A 19,715-nucleotide genomic window follows, 5' to 3' on the forward strand; every position below is an offset into this window, starting at 1 on the left:
TTCGGCGAAAGCTTCGTCGTTTTTCTTTTTGTCTTCAGGTTTTTCGTCCTTCACGGCGGCTCGCTCCTTGGGAAGTTCGGCACTGACACTCATGGTGAGGTAGTATTTGTCTCCCTCCCCCTGCCCGGCCTGCTTCACTGCCTGGATGTTGTAGGTGAAGCCGTCAAAGGTGACGAGCTTTGCCTTCACTGCGTCCTTCATGGTCGCGGCGGCTTTGTCTTTGCTGAGCACGTCATTGAAGGTGGAACTGGAGAGCAACGTACCAAGTGAGACCTTGCCTGCGTCGATGCTTTCACCAGGGCCGGCGCCTTCGAGGGTGAAATCTGCCTTGTCATCAGCGCGTGTGGCTTTCCATGAGTCAGCCGGTTTTGCAGCGGTGACTTCGACAGACTTCAGCCTCTGCACATCAAAAAAGCCTTTCGCCAGCCAGGCGTCTGGCTTGGTCACCAGATCAGGCAGCTGGTCATTGATCTCCCAGATGGTGTCCTCACCTTGGAGGCGGATGAAGCGGTTGCCTTTGGGGCCGCCGAACATTTGCATCTGATCATTGTTGGACCCGCCTGAGCTGTTCACCTGCCCGCCCAGTACAAAGGAGTATTTCAGAACATCCTTCTCGTCGAACAACTCGACGAGGGTACCTGCGCCCGAGGCTGTGGCGTTTCCGGGAGAATTCACACCCACCTTGCCCCAGGAATCTTTGCCGATGTGACGACCGCCTTTGATCTTTTCATACTTGAGGCTCAGCAGCGCGGTCTGAAGCTTCTCTTTCTCCACGGGATACCCCGCACGATCAAGGACGACCCAGGTGTCATTCTGGACAGCGAGGGTAGTCTCCGACTTCTCCTCCTTGATCCTGATTTTTTTGATGCCGTTGATGTCGAATTCCGGGAACAGCAGCTCCCGCAACTTCACATTCATCACGGAACGATTCAGACGCGAGTTGCGCTTGTTGGACTGAAAATAGGCGGTGCCAACGATGGCAGCGAGTAAAACCAAAAGGATGACGATCTTCTTCATGGCGTTGAGGAAAAGAACAGGTGCTTAAAACGAGTTTTGAATGAATCAGGCCGCCGCTGTGCGGGTGCGGCGCTGCATGGCGAAAACAAGGCCCACCACGCCAACCAAAAGAGGCACGACGAGGACATTGAGGGTCTTGATCAGAGTCTTGCGGAACTCCACCTCCTTGTTGACCTCTTTACGGATGTTCCGAACCTCCTTGTCGATGGTCTTCGAATTTTTCTCCATCTCTTTGATATTGTTCATGGTGCTCTGGTCCACGATCAACGCACCCTTCTTCAGGTCGAGCTGAGGCCGTGCTTTGCTGAGCTTTTCCGCCAGTTCCTGACGTTCCTTCTCCAGCCCAATCAGCTGCGGGCGGTATTTCTCCTCAACCGTCTCACGCATCTCCTTCAGCTTGATGAAGGGACGGACCGGAGACTTGCGATTGCGAACCTGAATGAGGTCACCACCGCCGACGAGCACTTCAATGGCGTTGAGCACCATGGGCAGGTTGCCGCCATTGGTGATGAGTCCAACTCCGAGTTCCCCCTGCTTCAGGCAGAAGGCATCATAGAGCATGTCGGCGTCCGAAAAGAGGATGACATTGCGCTCACTGTCTTTGGACTCCTTGAGAGAGTTGTCCGCTTTCTTTTCAGCTGTCTTAGCCGCTGCCGCAGCTGCTCCGGGAGCACTGGCATCCTGCTCAGGTCCGCCAGTCTCTTTGGATCCAGCAGCCGCCGCCGGCTTGCCTTCAGGGAAAGCCGTCTTGAATTTACCGGCGATGCGCACACCGAGCACCTGCTTTTTACCACTGGCGGTAAAGTTCACCATGGGTTCGCGGCGCAGCTTATCAGCTGCTGCCGTGTCGATGAGTTCCGAAGCCTCCGAACTGGTGGCGAGCGTGATCACATCAATCCCTTCCTTGCGATCAATGTTCAAGACACCGGCGTTGATGAGGGTGAAAGCCTGCAGGCCGGAAGTCACACGGTCATCTTGATTGATGGCTTTGCCAGGGAGCTGCAAAGCCGTTGGCATAAGGCGTCCTTGGAGGTTGCCTTTGTAGTTCATGTCCGCCAGCACCATGTCTTTTTGGTAGCTGATGCCCCACGCCTTGAACAGATTTGGCAGATCGGAGGAGGTGTTGATCATGTTGCCCGGCTGGCCGGTCATTGGATTGGGCTGGCTGCTCATGGCCTGGGCGAGGAGGCTCTGCGGATCCACAAAGGCGACCACGTTGCCGCCACCAAGGAGGTACTGGTCGATGGCAAACTCTGCCGTCTTGGTGATGTCTGCCGGATGCACCACAAGAAGCACGGTGATATCGCTGTCGATTTTATCAGTCGTCATTGGAACCTCACGCACCTCGTAGTCAGCCCGAAGCTGCTGGACAATCGCCCAGGCTTCCGGTCCGCGCTGCTGCTGGAACGGCATGGAAGGCACCCCGCCGATGGGCATGGCGCTCATGAGACCGATGACCGTCTTGGTGGGCTTGATGACCTTCGCGATGGCACGGGACACATCATATTCGAATGCCGTGGCATCTTCTGGATTAAGGAAGGGCAGGACTTCTTTGCGGTCGAGGCACTGGACGGTGAGTCCCAGATAAATCTGGTCGCCTTCCTGATTGACCTGCATGCCACGGATTTCATCATCCTTGGCCTTGTCTTCATCATCCGTGTCTGGATTCGGATGGATGACTTCCAGGGAAACGCTGCCGTTGCTCTGCTTTTCATATTCAAGCAGCAGGTCCTCGATGGAACGTGCGTGGGGCTTGAGGATGTTCGGCATCACCCGGTCATCGTTGGTGGAATAGAATTTGATCGTCACCGGCTCGTCGACGTTGATCCGGCTGAGAATGTTTTTCGTGCCCTGCGAGAGGGTAAACAAACCGTCCTCGGTGAGGTCGAGGCGAAGATTGCCAAATCCCACCCCGCCAACGAGGAAGTTGAGGGCGAAAATGACAGCAATGATCAATAGTGTGGTGACGCCGGCTGCAGCGTTCTTGTTGGAAGCACTCATGATGAGAAAAAAGTTTGGTTGAAAAGGAAAGCTCAGCGGGAAATCAGGCACGCTTGGAGCGGAGACCCAGGTCGGTCACCAGCAGCGCCACAACGATGACCGAAACGAAGTAGAGCACATCACGCAGGACGAAGATGCCCTTGGTCATTTCAAAAAAGTGATCCATGAAGCTGAAGTAGCTGATGAATCGCACGATTCCCTCCATCCCATTTGGGACAGCGTTCACGACCGTCTGTGTCAGGCCGGGATCGCCGATGAGGGCGATGACCAGACAGAAGGCGACGCTGATGATAAAGCACACGACCTGGCTGCGCGTAAAGGCGCTGATGGCCGAGGTCACCGCCAGGCATGCCATGGCATAGAGGTAGCTGGCGACATAACCACTGATGATAGGACCGCTGTCAGGATCGCCCAGATAGGACACGGTCCCAACGATCAGAAAGGTCAGGGCCAGACCAATGAGCCAGATCACTGCCGCCGCCAGAAACTTGCCCACAATGGCCTGCCATGGGGAGACCGGCATCGTCATGAGCAGTTCGATGGTGCCCAAGCGGTGCTCCTCCGACCACAGGCGCATGCCTACGGCAGGAGCCAGCACCGTGTAAATCCACGGATGCCAGACAAAGAAACGCGTGGCCAGTGAAACATCATCACTGTCCAATAGGCGGGAGAAAAAGAACGTGAAGCCATTCGTCGCCAGCAGGAAAATGACGACGATGACGTAAAACACGGGAGAGTTGAAGTAGGCCATAAACTCCCGCTTAAAGACGGCCAGAGTGTTTTGGATTGCTCGATTGCTCATACGTTGGTCGGATTGGGGGTGAAAAAACTAGAAGATCTCAGGCTGCTTTTTTGACAGCTGTGTCAGATTTGGTGATGCTGCGGAATACCTCGTCGAGCGTGTTCGCGCCGGGGACGAGCTTCTTGAGGCTTTCAGGCGTGCCGTCGGCCACCACCTTGCCACGATCAATGATGATGGCACGGGAGCAGGCGGCTTCGACTTCTTCAAGGATGTGCGTGGAAAAGATGATCGCCTTGTCCTTGCCCATGCGCTTGATCATGCTGCGCACTTCATGCTTCTGATTCGGATCGAGACCATCGGTCGGCTCGTCGAGAATGAGCACATCCGGGTCATGAATGATGCTTTGCGCGAAGCAGGTGCGGTGGCGGTAGCCTTTGGACAGCGTGTCCACGCTCTGATTGCGCACACTGTCGAGGAAGCACATGTCGAGGACTCGGTCGATGGCCTTGGTGCGTGCCGCTCCATGCAGGCCGCGCAGTTCGGCGCAGAAGCCGAGGAAGCTGGCCACAGTCATGTCAGAATAAAGCGGCGCATTTTCAGGAAGATAGCCGAGACGCTGCTTGGCCAGTTCTGGTTCTTCGAGCATGTCGATTCCACAAAGATTCACGCTGCCACTGGTGGGCCTGAAATAGCCGGTGACCATGCGCATGGTGGTGGATTTGCCGGCACCATTCGGCCCGAGAAAACCCAGGACTTCCCCTTTTTCCACGGAGAAGGAGACATCATCGACAGCCACTTTGGTGCCGAACACCTTGATGAGGTTCTTAACTTGGATCATAACGTCGTTGGATCGGTTGGTTGGGAAAACGGAACGCCACGGGGAGGCGGTTCTGGTTGTTCGCCCCCTCCGGACGTTCAATCGCGGAGTGCTGCTTTAGGAAGTACGAAGGGCTTTTCAACTGAATTCTCTCGGGTTGCGGGATGCCTTTAACGCCAACTTTGACAATCAGGTTGCAGAATAAATTTCAACGTGACGGCGCATTCAGCACACCTACATTCAGCGCCCCAGTCGCCAATCCTCATGCTTTGGAACCAAAACATTGATCCCACCAAAGATCTCACGCAAAAACCCTTCATTTTGTGGCGTCCTTTCATTGCCGCCTGGGAATGGCTGGTTCCTCCGACCGTGGCGCATCGGGACCGGCAGTCGCCGCTGGCGCGCTGGATCGCGGCCTTTGTAATCCTGAGCATTTGCGCCGCACTGCTCATTCTAGGCATCGTCTATGCGCGACCGCTGAAAAACTCGTACAAAAACATGCGTGCGGGAACCATGGTCAAGGAGGCGCGGCTGATGATGGAAAACGGCCAGGGCGTCAATGCGGTGATGAAAGCCCAGGAAGCTTACACAAAAGCCCCTGAGAGCGAGGAGGCCATCCGGCTGAACTTTGAGTATTTCACGCTCATGAAGCGGGACACAGCTCTGTACTTTTATGACAAGCTGAAGAACCTTGACGTTCTAACCCCAGCCGACGAGCAGCTCCATGTGCGCTGCCTCCTGAACCTGGGAAAACCCAAAGAGGCCTCCCAGTCGCTGGAACAGCTGATGCGGGTGGAGAAGCCCAGTGAAGCGCTGATAAAGCTGGCCGAAGAAGTCTGGGGTCAGCGTGAACAGAATAAACCGCTGCTCAATGTGCTGCGCAGCTACACTCTGGCACATCCGGATGACAAGGAAGGGGCGCTGCGATTCGCCAAAGTGCAGCTAGCCTCCGGAAATTCGACTGAAATGGGACTCGGCATGGAATCACTCTGGAAGCTGGCATCCGAAGATGACGTGATCGGGCTTCAAACCCTGGAGTACATCGACAGCCTGCCCACTTTGACGCCCGAAGACACCACACGGTTGATCGACCGCCTCAAAAACCATCCCAAAGCAGACGACAGTCACTACGTACATGCATTGAAGCGCGAAGTTCAGCAGTCCCCAGGACATAAAAAAGAGATCGTCATGGCCGCCACAGCCAAGTACCGGGACAAAAAACGTGATGAATTGCTGCCGTTCATACGCTGGCTGGTTGAAGAGGGAGAATTTCGCCAAGTGCTGTCCGTCCTGCCTGAGAACGAAGCCAAAGCCCATCCGCGCCTGCTGGAAAACTATCTCAACGCCCTCACCATGCTGCAGCGTTTCGATGACTTGGAGCGCCTGGTCAACGATCCCAAGGTCGCAGAAGTACTCGATCCAACAACGGTGGCGATGTTCCGTGCGCACCTGGCATACATTTTGAAAAAGCCAGCCGAAGAACTGCGATCCAAACTGATTGCCGCCAAGGACGCGGCTCAGTTCAATGGACGATATGATGCCCTTCTGCAAATCGCCAGGTATGGCGAGGAACGTGGCCATTTTGACATTGCCGAGGATGCCTACCGCTTGGCCATCAAGGCGGCAAAGCGTGCCTCAGCTTCCCCCCGTATCGAACGCGATGCTTTCACCGGCCTGATCAAAGCGTGCCTGGCCAACCGCAGCACTGAATCTCTGATCCAGGCCTCTCAGGAGGCGGTGACACGCTGGCCGGATGACACCAATTTCGTCGAGACCTATCTTTATGTCAGCCTGCTGGCTGGCAAAAACATCGAACTCGCTCTGCGCAATGCCGTCAATTTGCTCAAAATTCAGCCGGCGGACAATCTGCGCAAACTCACCGTCGCATTGGCTCGCTGGCGGCTGAGGGACACTCAACAGGCAGTCCAAAATCTACAATACATTGATCTCAATCCGCTCACCGAAGGACAACGCGCCGTCTTTGCCGCCATCGCCAACAGCGGTGGCTTTCATGACGAAGCTCTGGGTGTGATCAAGGCCATCAATCCCAAAGCCAGCATGCTGCCAGAGGAGCAGCGCTGCTATGAGAGCGTTTTGGTGAAAAAGTAAGGCCCTTCACCAAGCACCAGCAGTCCGCCCCATCCTCATCGGCTGATGGCAGGATGACGCATGATCAGAAGCTTTTAAGGGTTTGAGCATCTTCGAAATTCCCGGAGTTCATGTCCAGCGCAAGCCGGTGGAGGCAGCAGCAAAGAAAAAGGCCGCCTGCGAAATGCAAGGCGGCCTATCTTAACCCAACTGGCGGAGCGGACGGGGCTCGAACCCGTGACCTCCAACGTGACAGGCTGGCGTTCTAACCAACTGAACTACCGCTCCTTTGCCGTTTGGGGTCGCGATAATAAACGCTCTCTTCGCGCTGGCAAACGGAAACTTTAATCCCTGAAAAAAATCATCACGGCACCTCTTCGCCTGAGCCGGTGTAATACCAGCCGATGACCTTGCCATTGAGCACCAATGCCTGCGCTTCGGTTGGTTGCAGCCCAAACACCGTCTTCACATTGCAACCCACTTTCACCGCCCAGCCCGGCTTGCCTTGAACCACGGTGGGCTGCGGATCCTGCCAGCTGGTGACATTCTCCGGTTTGATTTCGGTGATCTGTCCACGTTTCATGCTGGCAATCAGCAGTGGATAACCACTGGTGGAATCGCGCACCGGCTTGCCATCTGCCTCCACTTCGCTGCTGGAAGGCCCGGCATCAGGCGCTGATGCCACGGGCTGATTCTGCAGTTTGTTCGCAGCAATGGCCTTGAGTTCTTCCGCACGTGTGATCTTCCACTTTTCATAGGAAGCATTGAGCTGCGCCTTCAAATCGGTGCCATCAATGGCCAATTGCGCACGTGCTGGCGAAGAGGCGGTCGGTGCCAGGGTGAGCACCCCATTATCCGCAGCCAGGGCATAGGCCTTGCCACCGGCGGCAATCTTGCTCGATCCCACGCTCATCTTGAACATCGCGTCCTGCACCAGCTTCACCTCCCGAGGAAAGGCGGATGCCGGAATCTTCAACCAGTTGCCGGTCAGTGCTTCGATGGGTTCAAACTTCGGACCTGAGGAGGCCGCTTCAGGCTTTGGCACAGGGGCTTTTTCCACCGGTTTTTCCACCGCGACAGGTTTCACAGGTGCGGAGGGACTCTCCTTGATAACAACGACGGGTTTTTCCTCTTCGGCAGGCTTGACAGGCAGAGCCTTGGGCTTCACGGGAGGATTGAGACTTTTGAAGACCAGCTTCTTGCCGGGAGGTGCCCCAAAATAGTCGTATGCAAGAAAGACGCCGCCAATGATGAGGATTGTATAGAATAGAGATTTCATGGGAGTGTTGATAGATAAATGCTCACGCGCCACCGCGTGATACAGCGATTGAGTACTTCAATTTCTCGGGAGCGCAGTTACATTTTTCTGCAAAGTTTGCGTCAAAAGACTCATAGACCGGATACTTGCGGGTGGGAAGGGCTGCGCTACATAGCCCCTATGCCCCAAACCAACCTGCTCCTCGGAGTTAATATCGACCATGTCGTGACCTTGCGTCAGGCACGTTATCGCGCCATGCCGGATTCCCTCAATGCGGAGCCTTCGGTCCTGGCGGCCGCCTTGGCGGCCGAGGTGGCGGGCGCTGATTCCATCACCGTGCATTTGCGGGCTGACCGCCGCCACATTCAGGACGCGGATGTGTATTTGCTCCGCAAAAGCATTGGCACAAAGCTGAACCTGGAAATGGGCAACACCCAGGAGATTTTGGACATTGCACTCCAGGTGCGCCCCGACTTTGTCTGCATGGTGCCGGAAAACCGCGAGGAGGTCACGACCGAAGGCGGCCTCGATGTGGCCGGTCAGCGTGATGCACTTCGCCGCACAGTGAAGGCGCTCAGCGACAATGGCACACGAGTCAGCATGTTTGTTGATCCAGACCTCGAACAGATCCGAGCCAGTGCAGAAATCGGCGCAGCCATGATCGAACTCCACACTGGCACCTTTGCCAACCACACCGGCGCAGAACGTGACGCCGAGGTCGAGCGCCTCTGCGCCGCTGCGGAGTTGGGCCACGCCCTTGGTCTCCAGATCAATGCCGGACATGGCCTGACCACGAAAAACCTCCCTGCCCTGTGGCCCGTGCCCCACTTGGCGGAACTGAACATCGGCCACCACCTCGTTTCACGCGCCGTTTTCATCGGCCTGCATGGTGCGGTGCGTGAGATGCTCGCCGTCATGGCGACCTATCGCAATTGATCCCACATGAAAGCCACCGGCATCGGCATAGATCTCGTGGAAGTGTCCCGTATCCGCGAGATGCTGGAGCGGCACGGCCAGCGCTTTAAAGAGCGCACCTTCACCGCCAGCGAAATCGCCTACTGTGATGCTTGCGCCGAGCCCGCCATGAATTACGCCGCACGTTTTGCCGCCAAAGAAGCGGTGGCCAAAGCACTTGGCACCGGCATTTGGGCGGAAGGCGTGAATTGGACCGACATCGAGGTCGTGCGTGCGGACAATGGGAAACCTTCCATCCTCCTGCATGGAGCCGCCAAACAGCACGCCGGTGACGCCACCTGCCTCGTCAGCCTCACTCATACGCGTGAGCTGGCCATGGCGCAGGTGCTGCTCGCGTGAGCTTTTGCTTTTCACTCCCCTTCCCAGCCGCTACAATCGGCCTTCATCCACATGCGACGCGCGATCTATCCGGGCAGCTTTGACCCCATCACCAACGGCCACCTCGACGTCTTGCAGCGTGCAGCCGGCATTTTTGACAATCTCATCATTGCCGTCGCCCGCGACAATGCCAAAGAGAGCCTCTTCACCGTCGAAGAACGCGTCGAACTCATCCGCAACGCCGCCGCCGAGATTCCTGGCATCGAGGTCATGCCTTTCGATGGCTTGCTTGTTAATTTCGCCCGCAAGCATCAGGCCTGCGCCCTCGTGCGTGGCCTGCGCGCGGTGTCGGACTTTGAATTCGAGTTCCAACTTGCCCTCATGAATCGTAAGTTAGAGCCCAACCTCGAAACACTGTTTCTCATGCCCCGCGAAGAATACACCTACATCAGCAGTCGGCTGGTCAAGGAAATCTGCCGGCTCGGCGGCCACATCGAGCAGTTCGTTCCGCCCAATGTCGTGGCCGCCCTCTGCGACAAATTACAAAAGGCCTGATTTTTCACCCAATCCCCCATGCACCGTCCATTTTTCATTGACCTTCGCTCCCTGCCAGATGGCGGCAGGGACATCTCCGGGCAGGAACTGCCGGCTTTCTTTGACCTCGACCCCAAAGACTCCATCCAGGCCATCTCCCCGTTGAAATACGACCTCCATGTGGAGCGTGATGGCAGCGAGCTCCTCATGAGCGGTCGGCTGGAGGCCACTTTCAGCCTGGAATGCGGCGCCTGCATGGAACGCTTCGACTACCATGTCGATTTGGCCGACTACGATTCCGAAGTCGAGATTGCAAAGGATGAAACGATCAACTTGACGGATACGGTACGGGAAGATACTCTGCTTGCCCTTCCGAGCTACCCACGCTGCGATGCTGGCAATGTCCATCCTCGTCAGTGTCCCGCCGAAGGCAGGTTTGAACCGGAGTTGGAAACAACTCCCGACGAGCCTCAAAGTGCGGGTCCGGGTGTATGGGAAGCTTTGAACAAGTTAAATTAGAAGAACAGACCCCACCTCGATACTCTCATGGCCAATCCGAAGCGCAGACAATCCAAGAGCCGCCAACGCATGCGTCAAGGCGCAAACCGCTGGAAGGCGCCCACCCTCAAGAGCTGCCCAGAATGCGGCACCTCAGTCCCCGGCCACGTCGCCTGCCCCTCCTGCGGTTATTACCGCGGTCGTCAGGTGATCAGCAAGGTCGCTGGCGAAGCCTGATCCTCCCTCGTTAATCTATTTCCAACCCCGCCGAGTTTCACTCGGTGGGGTTTTTTTGTTTGTTCTCAACTGGCAGCTTTCGCGGGCTGCCCAGGACTTCAGACATCACAAACCATCGCGGCGTGGCGTAGTGCGAGAATCGGATCGTCCCAGGTAGGAATGAATTCGTGAGCGACGAAGTCGTGGTAGCCGATTTCGAGCAGCGCCTGCATGACGGCGGGGTAGTTGATCTCCTGGTGCTCGTCGAGCTCGCAGCGGCCAGGATTGCCGGCTGTGTGGATGTGACCGATGTAGTCCTGATGGAGACGCAAGCGGCGAATGATGTCGCCGTTCATGATGCTGACGTGGTAAATGTCGAAGAGCAGCTTGAAATTGGGGCTGCCGATGTTTTTGATGAGATCAACACAGAAGTCCACGTCATCGCCGAAGTAGCCAGGGTGGCCTTTCATCGGGTGGGAGCTGTCGCGGGAGTTCAGGTGCTCCAAGACAAGCGTGATGCCCTTCTTTTCGGCGAGCGGCAGCACCTGCTTCCAGACATCGAGACATGAATGGATAGCCTTGTCGCGGTCCATTCCCTCAAACTTCATGCCCGTGAAGGTGATGACCTTTTTGCTGCCGACATCGGCGGCGAGGTTGATGGAATCAGTCAGCTTGGTGACGACCTCATCGCGGAATTCGGGATTGCACGGTCCTTTGGCGAAGCCGTGACTGCCAACGAGGGAGATGTCGAGGCCGAGAGCCTTCACATCGGGGTAGTATTTGCTGTCGATGCCCTCCATGCCAACGAGGCCGATATCCTTGCAGTGCTTGGCCAGAACCATCGTGTCCATGGGTTTGAAACACCAGCCCATGACGGTGTGCTTGATGCCGTGGTTTTTGATGACGTAGGCAGGATCAGCAGCAGCTTTATCGATGGATTGAGCGCTGAGACGTGAAGCAGCGGTGGCAGCAAGAGCTGAGGCGAAGAAATGACGGCGGTTCATGGTTGGAGAAGTCAAACGGTGCCAGGATCACTTTCCTATGCAGAAGGTGGAGAAGATGACATCCAGGATGCGTTCGACATCGACCTGGCCAATGACGTCGCCTAGAGCCTGGAGCGCCTCACGAATCTCGAGGGCGATGAATTCGGGAGCCTCATTGTGTTCCAGAGCCGCCCTAGCGGCCTGGAGACGCTCGGCACTGCGTTCGAAGGCAGCCTTGTGCCGTGCATTAATGGCGATGGGATGATCCACAGCGAGCGGCCCGGCAGTGGCGATGACATCGCGGATGGCATCGCGCAGCGGTTCGATGCCGTCACCGGAAAGACAGGAGAGCGGGATGGCACCGGGAGTGTCGCTCCAATCAGCATGAATACCCAGATCGCTTTTATTGAGAACGAGAATTCGGCGGCGGGCAATTTCGGGCGAGAGCGCCAGTCGAGGCCCACTGGATGCACGACTGCCATCAACAACTTCAATCACGAGGTCAGCGCGTTCCAATTCACGCTCTGTTCGCTGAATGCCAACTCGTTCGATGTCGTCACCTGCTTCACGCAGACCGGCGGTGTCCACGAGGCGCAGCGGGATGCCATGAACCTGGATGATTTCTTCAATGGTGTCGCGGGTAGTTCCTGCGGTGGGACTGACGATGGCACGCTCAAACCCAAGCAGGAAATTCAACAGGCTGCTTTTACCGACGTTGGGAGCGCCTGAGATAACCGTCCGCGCACCATGCCGCAGGATGCGCCCCTGCTCGGAAGTCGCGATGAGTTTCTGCGCACGCCTGAGCACAGCATCGATACGACGCAGCAGATCGGCCCCCGTTTCCGGCGAGATATCTTCCTCTGGAAAATCGATGTAGGCCTCAATATGGGCAAGCACCGGAATGATCTCCTGCTGCATGGCTGCAGCTTCACGACCGATGGCACCTCCGAGCTGCTCGTTGGCAGCCCGGAGAGCAAGGGTGCTTTGAGCATGAATCAAATCCATCACAGCCTCAGCCTGCGTAAGGTCCATTTTACCATTCAAAAAGGCACGCTGGGTAAACTCACCCGGATCAGCGGCACGTGCCCCACAGGCAAGCCAGCGGTCCAGAACACGCTGGGTGACAAGAACGCCACCATGTCCGTGGAATTCGATGACGTCTTCACCCGTGTAACTTGCCGGCCCCTTGAAATAGAGCAGCAAACCGTGATCCAGCGCACCTCCGTCCGTGTCCAGAATGGGAACAAGATGCGCCATTCTAGGCATAACCTTTACCGGCAATCGGGCGACCCGGGCAGCGATTTGCAGCGCATACGGGCCGGAAACGCGCACCACACTGATGGCAGCCTCTCCCAAGGCAGTCGAAATGGCGGCGATAGTGTCGTTGATCATTGGCGATGGTGAGAGGGGCTTGGGGCAAGTTCAAGAAGCGTTCCTGGAAGTTGCAACAAAAGACTTCTTCAGCGCTGAAGTCTTGATCCCTGATTGGGCAACGCTTATGCTAGCCGCTTTCCAACTAGAATCACCAGTCACGCATGTTTGAACCTGCCATTCAATACACCGCCATGGGCCCATGGGCGCCACGGCATGTTTCATGGTTGGAAATGGCCTGCTATTTTGGTGGTGCCCTGCTGGTAGCCGTGCTTGGCACATGGTGGATATTGTATCGCGGGGGGCGAATCGGGCTGGATGAGCCAGATACCCGGCGCAAGCTGCATGAGAAGGCGATCTCGCGACTCGGTGGAGCCCCCATTTTCCTGGCCGTGGGTCTGGCCTCGCTGGTGGCTGGTTACATTGGCGGACTTGGCTGGACTCGCTGGCTGCCGGTGGCGATTTGCAACGCCTTGATTTTCAGCGTGGGCTTCGTGGACGATCTTAAACCTCTAGGCGCCAGAGTGAAGCTGATTGGCCAGATCGGCACGGCGTTGATTTTGTATTCCCTGGGGGTTTCGATCGACATTCTCAGCAATCCGTTCGGAGAGGGTTCAGTTTCTCTGGGATGGTGGAGCCTGCCACTGACACTGCTCTGGCTGGTGAGCATCCCTAACATTGTCAACCTGATAGATGGCATGGACGGACTGGCCGGCGGTTTCGGTCTGTTTCTAAGCCTGACCCTGGCATTTCTGGGCTACTACAGCGGCCAGCCCGATGTCCTGGTTGTCTCGCTGGCAATGGCCGGCGCACTGGCGGGCTTCCTGATCTTCAACCTCCCTCCAGCCAAGATTTTTCTAGGCGATGGAGGAGCTTATTTGATCGGTTTTTTTATCGCCTCAGTCGCCCTCTTCACTTCGAACAAAGGATCGATCATAGGCGCGCTGCTGGTCATCATTATTGCCCTGGGGGTGCCGATTTTGGATACCCTGTTTGCCATCATTCGAAGGGCCATCCGGGGAGTTTCCATCTTCAATGCGGATGCTGAACACATCCATCATCGGTTGATTCTGCTAGGTTACAGCAAGGGTGGCGCGCTTGCCGCCATGTATGCTGTCTGCCTGGCCCTGAGCTTGGTGGGATTGAGCATTCTGATGATCAAGGGGATCGCACTGCCAATGGTCGGTGCCATTTTATTTTTGCTGGCTCTGGGGGCAGCCCGCTACCTGGGATACATTCGAAGCTGGTCCAATTTCCGCACCCAGATCAACGAGACGATGGAGCGGCGCAGGCAGCGGGAATTTTTTCGTGCCTACGGACGCGTACTGGATTTTGAGGTGGAGCGCTGCGCTGACCTGCCAAGCTTTGCCACCTTGTTTCAGCACGGGCTGGAACGCATGGGTTTGAGCATGCATCCTCAAACCGACACTCAGCCAGAAATTTTGGCATTGGGCGGGGGCAGATATTTTACCATCCATCGTCCCGTGGATGCCAACGATCTCGCTGAATGGCATCTCCGTATTGATGTACTCCTGCCTGCACTCGAACGCTGCCTGGAGAAATGGAAGTCTCTGCCGTCCAGCTATGAAATCGAATCGGCTGCAGTGCCACCCCATCTTCCGCTCTCAGTCACGACATGAACAAAGAGTCCGACCAATTTGAAGAGCCAGTGAAAAAACTTCCACAGCTTGCCGGAGATGAAGCTGAAGAGGTGGATTCAGCATCTCGGATGGGTGACTTCCAGGAAGACGACTTTGAAGACGATGGCACCACGGCTCAAGAGCGCAGCTATGATGTCCCCGGCCCCGCATGGCAAGGATATGTCTTTGCCTCACTGCCTGTGGTTGCCTGCATGTTCGGTGCAGGGCGCGAATCTTGGTCCAAAGGAAGCATAACCCTTCTGCTGGCCTTGGTGTTGATCTTCTTTGCACCCAAGCGCAAACTACCGCCGATAGCGTTGTTCGGGCTGCTGGGTGCTGTGCTCGCTCCGTTGCTCTCCTTTCTGCCGGCAAACTGGTTGTTCAAGTCTCCAGCATGGCAGACCACATTGGTCCAGGACTGGGACATCCATCTGTCCAAAACACTGACTCCTCAGGCCGCCGTAACGATGGAGGCATGGCTCTTTTTTGCCACCTGCATTGCCTGGCTGGCCTGGTGTCTGACACGGGGGTTTTCAGACCGCCAACGTCGGGCCATGATCCAAATCCTCACTTTTGGTGGAATCCTGCTTTGTTTGCTCTCCATCTTAGAAGGTACGAAGTCGATCCACATCCCATGGTGGCCGCGAAATCCCTTGGAATGGGGAAATGCATTTGGCCCCTTTGCCAATCGTAATCACATCAGCAGCCTCGCCGCCATGACATGCGTGCTCTGTGCTGCAACAGGCTTTGATGCTCATCGGCGCAAATCGCGCTTATGGATACCCTGTTTGCTGGGGTTTATTCCTCCTGTCATCTGCATTTTTATGAACAGTTCGCGCGCAGGACTGATCTTGCTGTTCTTTGGCATGACCGCCTGGTTTGGCACCGTTGCCATGCGGCGTGGCTTCCTCCAGAAATTGGCCGTCTCCACATCTCTGGTTTTCATCATCTCCACTTTGCTGGTTATGTCAGGCGGAAACGTTTCCAAGCGGCTTACAGAAGGTGGCATTGCACATTTTACTTCGGACAAGGGCAGAGGATCCCTCTTTGTCGAATCCCTCAAGATGACTCTTGATTCACCCTGGACAGGCATCGGACTGGGAAATTTCGAGGCTGTTTTTCCACAATTTTCCGCTTTGTCGGCAACAAGATTCCGCTTCCTTCATCCTGAAAGCGATTTGCTCTGGCTTTTGTCAGAAGGCGGATTGCTCACCGTGCTGCCCGCCTTGCTGTTGCTGTCATGGATTTTTTTGTCCACCGGCCCCTGGTATGGGAAGAAAAAGAAACACAAATCAGGCATGCAGGATCGTCGTCTGCGCAATGCCGCCGCCATCGTCTTTGGTCTTGGAGCCATCCATGGACTGGGTGATGTGCCCAATCATGGTCTCGGTTATGCGCTCTTCATGGCTTTGCTGGCGGGAATCGCGATTCGACCACGCAGATTGCCAAGCGCATCCGGCATGCCACAACGTCTGGCCTTCCGGCTGGGCGGAGTGATGCTGCTGGCACTGGGTGCGGCTTGGACGGCCATTGCGCTGGGACATCCGGTTTTGCCGGGCTCGAGTGCAGCAAATGCTTTGCGAAGCCGGGCGGTAAAACTGGCTGACTCCGGTTCTCCTGCAGGCGCGCTGCCACTCATGGATCAAGCCATTGAAATGGCACCGATGGATTTTCGCTACTACTACGAAAGGGCTTGTCTGCGCCTTCGTCTCGGCCAGCCTAAAGAAGTGGCTTTGCTGGATTTCTCTCGTTCGCGTGTGCTCGATCCGACTTACGCAATGACCTGTTACACTGAAGGCCTTTTCTGGCTCGATTTCGATCCTCAGTACGCAGTTGTCGGCTGGCGCGAGCTCCTGCGCCGCTATCCAGAAGCAGCACCCGGCAATTACCAGCAGATGCTCGGTTATTCCTACCAGCATCCCGAACTGCGCGAACCGCTCTGGACACTGGCCACAACTTCGGAGTTAAAATTCGAGTTCCTGAGAAGTGTGCAGACGCGGGATGAATTCGACCGCTGCTTGAAAAGCCTGCTGGTTCAACAACCAGATCTAAGGGGTTTGGATCCAGAGCAAAGGAAGAACCTTTTCAGCATGTGGTACCAGTATGGCAATCAAGAAGCGCTCATTACCGCCTTGGAAACCAACCGCAAATGGCAGGAGGACGGCTGGCGCACTCTCGCGGAGCACTACGCTCGCAATTCCGATTTCCAGCGTGCATGTCAAACAGCCATTCCCTTTCTCCCCTCGGTCATTCGCACGGCACCAGGAACCAGCACTAATATCGCAGCCTTGGAGCGCGCCCTGCTTTACAATCCCACCGATGTCAGAAGTGGAATCGATTTATTCCAGGCACAAAAGACCCAGGGCGACATCGACGGAGCCCTGCGCACTCTGGAAAAAGCAGCCGCATTCCCCAATGCCCCTGCGTACGTCCGCCAGGAAATTGCTACACTGTACATGATGAAACAGGATTTTCGCCGTGCTTGGGAAAACCTGCGGGAGGCGATGCAAAAGCCATAGGCGAGGGCAGACTGAAGGCATTGGATAAAATCTGCTTCATTTTGGGGCAGATTGAGCAACATGCCGAAGTCGATGCATCGAACGCATTGCCTTTGTCCACGAGCCCGTTATTCTGTAAACTATGCCCGCCACCGACATTGAGCCCCATATCGAACCGGCAACCATCGAAGACCTGCCACAGTTGGTGGAACTGCTTCTTGCCTTGTTCAGTGAAGAAGAGGATTTCAAGCCGGACCGCTCCAAACAGGAGCACGGCTTGCGCCTCATTTTGGAGCAGCCCAACCGCGGCAGAATCTTTGTGCTGCGCACGGAACACAAGGTCATCGGCATGATCAACCTGCTCTTCACCATCAGCACGGCGGAAGGTGGTCTGGTCCTTATCATGGAGGACGTCATTGTACATCCACAGCATCGTCGTCAGGGATATGGCGGACGGCTGCTCGATCACGCCATCGAATTCGCACGGGAAAAACACTTCCGCCGCATCACCCTGCTGACAGACCGTATCAGCGCCGACTCGCAGTCCTTCTTTCAGCAGCACGGCTTCCAGTTTTCCAAGATGATCCCGATGCGCCTCGTCTTTAACGAAAACTAAAGCAGCCTCTCATTATGCACACGTATCTCGCCTTCTTCCCTCGGCCCGAAGGCGGTACGATCAAGGTGTCACGTGAGTGGGTGGAGGCCTCCGACTGGTTTGTCCTCTTTACCCTTGGCACACTGCTGTTTCTGCTGGGGGCGTTTGCGATGTGGGCCTGGCTCATCTGGCGGCGCACCACAAAGCCTGAGCCGCATATCAAACTGCTCATGGAACTCGAGGAAGAATCTGAAGTCGAAGCCCGCACGAGAATGCAGGAATTAGAGACTGAAACGCGGGCTCCTTGGGAGCAGACTCCCGACTGGTGGAAGAAAGTGGATCCTTGAAGTCAGCATGAACAAGGATCGTTCTCTTTTTCATGGCTGGCGTGCGCGCACCCACTACCTCACGCGCAATCGTCGCTTCCTGCTGCGTACCGCCGCCAGCATCACCGCCACAGGCATGATCATCGCCTGTGTGATCGTGATTGGCAGTGTCCGCCAGGGAGAGCCCAAACAGAGTCAAGCTGACCTCTCCGCATTGAGCCGCTTGCATGAAGAGTTTAACCGCCTGCGGCATGAAACCACCCCGCAGCCGCGCCAGTTCGCCCTCTGGCTGCGCTTGCTTCTCGCGCAGCTCCCCCAGCTGGTGGAGGAAAACGACGAGGGTGCGTTTCAAAAATTTACTCAGACAGGAGAGCTTGGCGGTTATGAGGTGGCGCAACTCATCCAGCAGCATGCCACCACGGATGCCCCGGCAGGTTTGTTCCAGAATTTTCTTGCCTCAGCACTCGCCGGAGATCCGGCTGCACAGCAGCAGTTGGAGCAAAATGCCCGGGCCTTGCCTCCTGAAATGCTAGCCGCAGAGCTGCTCGGCAGTGTACAAAAGCGCCGCAACAACATCCCGGCGGCCATGGAGGCTTTTTACACCGAGGGCCTGCACTTTGCGGATGCCACCACCTCGCGCGAAGAGGCACTTCACCTTGCTGTAACACAGCATGATCTTAAGTTCCTGCGAACCATCGCCGCCCAGCCCGGATGGATCGAGCATTGCCCTCCCCTGCTCCAGCACCATGCAGGCTCTCTTCTGGGCGATGTCTGGATGCAGTGGCATGGCCTCATTCGTCACCGTCTCGATGAAATCCCCTATGGCATGCTTGGCCTCGCTTTCTTCGTTGCCGCCCTGTGGTACTTCATCCTGGTGCAGCACAGTGACCACGAACGCTGGCGCTGGGCACGGCCCATCGTCGCCCTCTTGGCTGGAGTGGCCAGCGTGTGGCCAACGCTCACCATCCTCGCCTATCAGGAGTTCCATCAGGGCATGACCGCGGCAGCCCCTTTCCCTCATGATTTGATCTACTACATCGCGGGAGTCGGACTGCGCGAGGAAGGCTGCAAGCTCCTGCTCTTTGCACTTTTCCTGCCTTGGTTGATGTGGCGACGCACACCGGGTCTGGCACTGCTCACGGGTGCTTTTGTCGGGCTGGGTTTTTCGCTGGAGGAAAACATCGGCTACTACCAGAATTTCGGCGGCAGCATCGCCTGGACGCGTTTCCTCTCCGCCAACTTCCTCCATATCTCCCTCACCGGCATCTGCGCACACAGCCTCTACCGCATGCTGCTCACCCGCTTTGCCCGTGCTGATGAATTCATCGTCACCTTCCTGCTGGCCGTCATTGCTCACGGTGCCTACGACTACCTCTCACCCGGCAGGCTTGACGACAACGGCTGGCTCTCAGTGATTGTGCTCATTCTTTGCGCCGCACGTTTCATTGATCTCCTTGGTGAGGAAACCCGCCCCGTGCATCTCACCATCGCACCACGTGCCGTCTTCGCCTTTGGCTCCGCCATTTTGATCGCCATCTCCCTCATCCTTGGCGCATGGAGCACCCACACCATGGCAGGCGTCGCCAAGGCCGGTCAGGAATGCCTTAGCATGATCCCCATTGCATTGCTGTATTGGCGGAAGTTTGAGCATGCTTGAAATGCCCTGAGTCGGGGTTGTTCTTTGCACTTCGTCATGATTCGCGCATTCTGCGCCATGACTTGGTTTGAACACAATTTCTGGACTGTGGTGCTGGCGGTTGCGTCAATCGTCGGCTCCGTCATTGCGCTGGTCCACCTGCTTCTGCGGCATAATGACTACCGTTCTGCCGCATTTTGGA

Annotated in this window: 18 protein-coding genes and 1 tRNA gene; 11 read left to right on the top strand and 8 right to left on the bottom strand. The window is 56.3% G+C overall.

The window, feature by feature from the left end; all coding sequences use genetic code 11:
• The 4 genes from ACIREA_RS08160 to ACIREA_RS08175 form a co-directional block, all read right to left on the bottom strand.
• On the bottom strand, positions 1-1,017 hold a 1,017-nt coding region (locus ACIREA_RS08160), incomplete at its 3' end, for a DUF4340 domain-containing protein (protein WP_397381767.1).
• 45 nt (positions 1,018-1,062) lie between these two features.
• A complete protein-coding gene (locus tag ACIREA_RS08165; protein ID WP_397381768.1) occupies positions 1,063-3,018 on the bottom strand; it encodes a Gldg family protein in 1,956 nt (651 codons plus the stop codon).
• A 43-nt stretch (positions 3,019-3,061) separates the two neighbouring features.
• On the bottom strand, positions 3,062-3,820 hold the full coding sequence (locus ACIREA_RS08170; protein WP_397381769.1) for an ABC transporter permease: 759 nt from the start codon (positions 3,818-3,820) through the stop codon (positions 3,062-3,064).
• A 37-nt stretch (positions 3,821-3,857) separates the two neighbouring features.
• The gene (locus tag ACIREA_RS08175) at positions 3,858-4,598 is read right to left on the bottom strand and encodes an ABC transporter ATP-binding protein (protein ID WP_397381770.1); all 741 of its coding nucleotides are present in this window, start codon (positions 4,596-4,598) and stop codon (positions 3,858-3,860) included.
• Positions 4,599-4,841: 243 nt separating this feature from the next.
• Between ACIREA_RS08175 and ACIREA_RS08180 the strand changes: the two genes are divergently transcribed.
• Positions 4,842-6,686, top strand: a complete 1,845-nt coding sequence (locus tag ACIREA_RS08180) for a hypothetical protein (RefSeq protein WP_397381771.1) — start codon at positions 4,842-4,844, stop codon at positions 6,684-6,686.
• 190 nt (positions 6,687-6,876) lie between these two features.
• Here the strand turns inward: ACIREA_RS08180 and ACIREA_RS08185 are convergent.
• Positions 6,877-6,953: transfer RNA gene (locus ACIREA_RS08185), tRNA-Asp, on the bottom strand.
• Positions 6,954-7,029: 76 nt separating this feature from the next.
• A complete protein-coding gene (locus ACIREA_RS08190) occupies positions 7,030-7,944 on the bottom strand; it encodes a hypothetical protein (protein WP_397381772.1) in 915 nt (304 codons plus the stop codon).
• Positions 7,945-8,103: 159 nt separating this feature from the next.
• On the opposite strand from ACIREA_RS08190, the gene ACIREA_RS08195 reads away from it, so the two are divergent.
• Genes ACIREA_RS08195 through rpmF form a run of 5 tightly spaced genes read left to right on the top strand, consistent with a single transcriptional unit; the run spans position 8,104 to position 10,485 of the window.
• Complete coding sequence (locus ACIREA_RS08195) at positions 8,104-8,859, top strand: pyridoxine 5'-phosphate synthase (protein ID WP_397381773.1); 756 nt, start codon at positions 8,104-8,106, stop codon at positions 8,857-8,859.
• A gap of 6 nt (positions 8,860-8,865) precedes the next feature.
• Positions 8,866-9,237, top strand: a complete 372-nt coding sequence (gene acpS / locus ACIREA_RS08200; protein WP_397381774.1) for a holo-ACP synthase — start codon at positions 8,866-8,868, stop codon at positions 9,235-9,237.
• Between the two features lie 51 nt (positions 9,238-9,288).
• Positions 9,289-9,771, top strand: a complete 483-nt coding sequence (coaD, locus tag ACIREA_RS08205; RefSeq protein WP_397381775.1) for a pantetheine-phosphate adenylyltransferase — start codon at positions 9,289-9,291, stop codon at positions 9,769-9,771.
• 18 nt (positions 9,772-9,789) lie between these two features.
• The gene (locus ACIREA_RS08210) at positions 9,790-10,269 is read left to right on the top strand and encodes a YceD family protein (protein ID WP_397381776.1); all 480 of its coding nucleotides are present in this window, start codon (positions 9,790-9,792) and stop codon (positions 10,267-10,269) included.
• Between the two features lie 27 nt (positions 10,270-10,296).
• Entirely contained in the window at positions 10,297-10,485 is a 189-nt protein-coding gene (rpmF, locus tag ACIREA_RS08215; RefSeq protein WP_300203639.1) for a 50S ribosomal protein L32, read from the top strand.
• Between the two features lie 98 nt (positions 10,486-10,583).
• Here the strand turns inward: rpmF and ACIREA_RS08220 are convergent, their stop codons facing one another.
• Positions 10,584-11,468 carry a TIM barrel protein gene (locus ACIREA_RS08220; RefSeq protein ID WP_397381777.1) on the bottom strand — a complete coding sequence of 295 codons (885 nt, stop codon included), beginning with the start codon at positions 11,466-11,468 and terminating at the stop codon, positions 10,584-10,586.
• Positions 11,469-11,495: 27 nt separating this feature from the next.
• Positions 11,496-12,839, bottom strand: a complete 1,344-nt coding sequence (mnmE, locus tag ACIREA_RS08225; protein WP_397381778.1) for a tRNA uridine-5-carboxymethylaminomethyl(34) synthesis GTPase MnmE — start codon at positions 12,837-12,839, stop codon at positions 11,496-11,498.
• A gap of 143 nt (positions 12,840-12,982) precedes the next feature.
• Here mnmE and ACIREA_RS08230 point away from each other — a divergent pair, with 143 nt between their 5' ends.
• From ACIREA_RS08230 to ACIREA_RS08250, 5 genes are all read left to right on the top strand, one after another.
• Positions 12,983-14,458, top strand: a complete 1,476-nt coding sequence (locus tag ACIREA_RS08230) for an MraY family glycosyltransferase (protein WP_397381779.1) — start codon at positions 12,983-12,985, stop codon at positions 14,456-14,458.
• On the top strand, positions 14,455-16,977 hold the full coding sequence (locus ACIREA_RS08235) for an O-antigen ligase family protein (protein ID WP_397381780.1): 2,523 nt from the start codon (positions 14,455-14,457) through the stop codon (positions 16,975-16,977). Before ACIREA_RS08230 ends, ACIREA_RS08235 begins: the two co-directional genes overlap by 4 nt.
• Before the next feature lie 121 nt (positions 16,978-17,098).
• Entirely contained in the window at positions 17,099-17,572 is a 474-nt protein-coding gene (locus ACIREA_RS08240) for a GNAT family N-acetyltransferase (protein WP_397381781.1), read from the top strand.
• A 14-nt stretch (positions 17,573-17,586) separates the two neighbouring features.
• Complete coding sequence (locus tag ACIREA_RS08245) at positions 17,587-17,898, top strand: hypothetical protein (protein WP_397381782.1); 312 nt, start codon at positions 17,587-17,589, stop codon at positions 17,896-17,898.
• 7 nt (positions 17,899-17,905) lie between these two features.
• On the top strand, positions 17,906-19,534 hold the full coding sequence (locus ACIREA_RS08250) for a PrsW family glutamic-type intramembrane protease (protein ID WP_397381783.1): 1,629 nt from the start codon (positions 17,906-17,908) through the stop codon (positions 19,532-19,534).
• Positions 19,535-19,715 lie beyond the last annotated feature (181 nt).

It is taken from the genome of Prosthecobacter sp. (assembly GCF_044373815.1).
Classification (GTDB): Bacteria; Verrucomicrobiota; Verrucomicrobiia; order Verrucomicrobiales; family Verrucomicrobiaceae; genus Prosthecobacter.

Bases quoted from the DNA above. Each gene is read 5' to 3' on its own strand.
- ACIREA_RS08165 (WP_397381768.1), bottom strand. From the start codon at position 3,018: ATGAGTGCTTCCAACAAGAACGCTGCAGCCGGCGTCACCACACTATTG.
- ACIREA_RS08170 (WP_397381769.1), bottom strand. From the start codon at position 3,820: ATGAGCAATCGAGCAATCCAAAACACTCTGGCCGTCTTTAAGCGGGAG.
- ACIREA_RS08175 (WP_397381770.1), bottom strand. From the start codon at position 4,598: ATGATCCAAGTTAAGAACCTCATCAAGGTGTTCGGCACCAAAGTGGCT.
- ACIREA_RS08180 (WP_397381771.1), top strand. From the start codon at position 4,842: ATGCTTTGGAACCAAAACATTGATCCCACCAAAGATCTCACGCAAAAA.
- ACIREA_RS08190 (WP_397381772.1), bottom strand. From the start codon at position 7,944: ATGAAATCTCTATTCTATACAATCCTCATCATTGGCGGCGTCTTTCTT.
- ACIREA_RS08195 (WP_397381773.1), top strand. From the start codon at position 8,104: ATGCCCCAAACCAACCTGCTCCTCGGAGTTAATATCGACCATGTCGTG.
- acpS (WP_397381774.1), top strand. From the start codon at position 8,866: ATGAAAGCCACCGGCATCGGCATAGATCTCGTGGAAGTGTCCCGTATC.
- coaD (WP_397381775.1), top strand. From the start codon at position 9,289: ATGCGACGCGCGATCTATCCGGGCAGCTTTGACCCCATCACCAACGGC.
- ACIREA_RS08210 (WP_397381776.1), top strand. From the start codon at position 9,790: ATGCACCGTCCATTTTTCATTGACCTTCGCTCCCTGCCAGATGGCGGC.
- rpmF (WP_300203639.1), top strand. From the start codon at position 10,297: ATGGCCAATCCGAAGCGCAGACAATCCAAGAGCCGCCAACGCATGCGT.
- ACIREA_RS08220 (WP_397381777.1), bottom strand. From the start codon at position 11,468: ATGAACCGCCGTCATTTCTTCGCCTCAGCTCTTGCTGCCACCGCTGCT.
- mnmE (WP_397381778.1), bottom strand. From the start codon at position 12,839: ATGATCAACGACACTATCGCCGCCATTTCGACTGCCTTGGGAGAGGCT.
- ACIREA_RS08230 (WP_397381779.1), top strand. From the start codon at position 12,983: ATGTTTGAACCTGCCATTCAATACACCGCCATGGGCCCATGGGCGCCA.
- ACIREA_RS08235 (WP_397381780.1), top strand. From the start codon at position 14,455: ATGAACAAAGAGTCCGACCAATTTGAAGAGCCAGTGAAAAAACTTCCA.
- ACIREA_RS08240 (WP_397381781.1), top strand. From the start codon at position 17,099: ATGCCCGCCACCGACATTGAGCCCCATATCGAACCGGCAACCATCGAA.
- ACIREA_RS08245 (WP_397381782.1), top strand. From the start codon at position 17,587: ATGCACACGTATCTCGCCTTCTTCCCTCGGCCCGAAGGCGGTACGATC.
- ACIREA_RS08250 (WP_397381783.1), top strand. From the start codon at position 17,906: ATGAACAAGGATCGTTCTCTTTTTCATGGCTGGCGTGCGCGCACCCAC.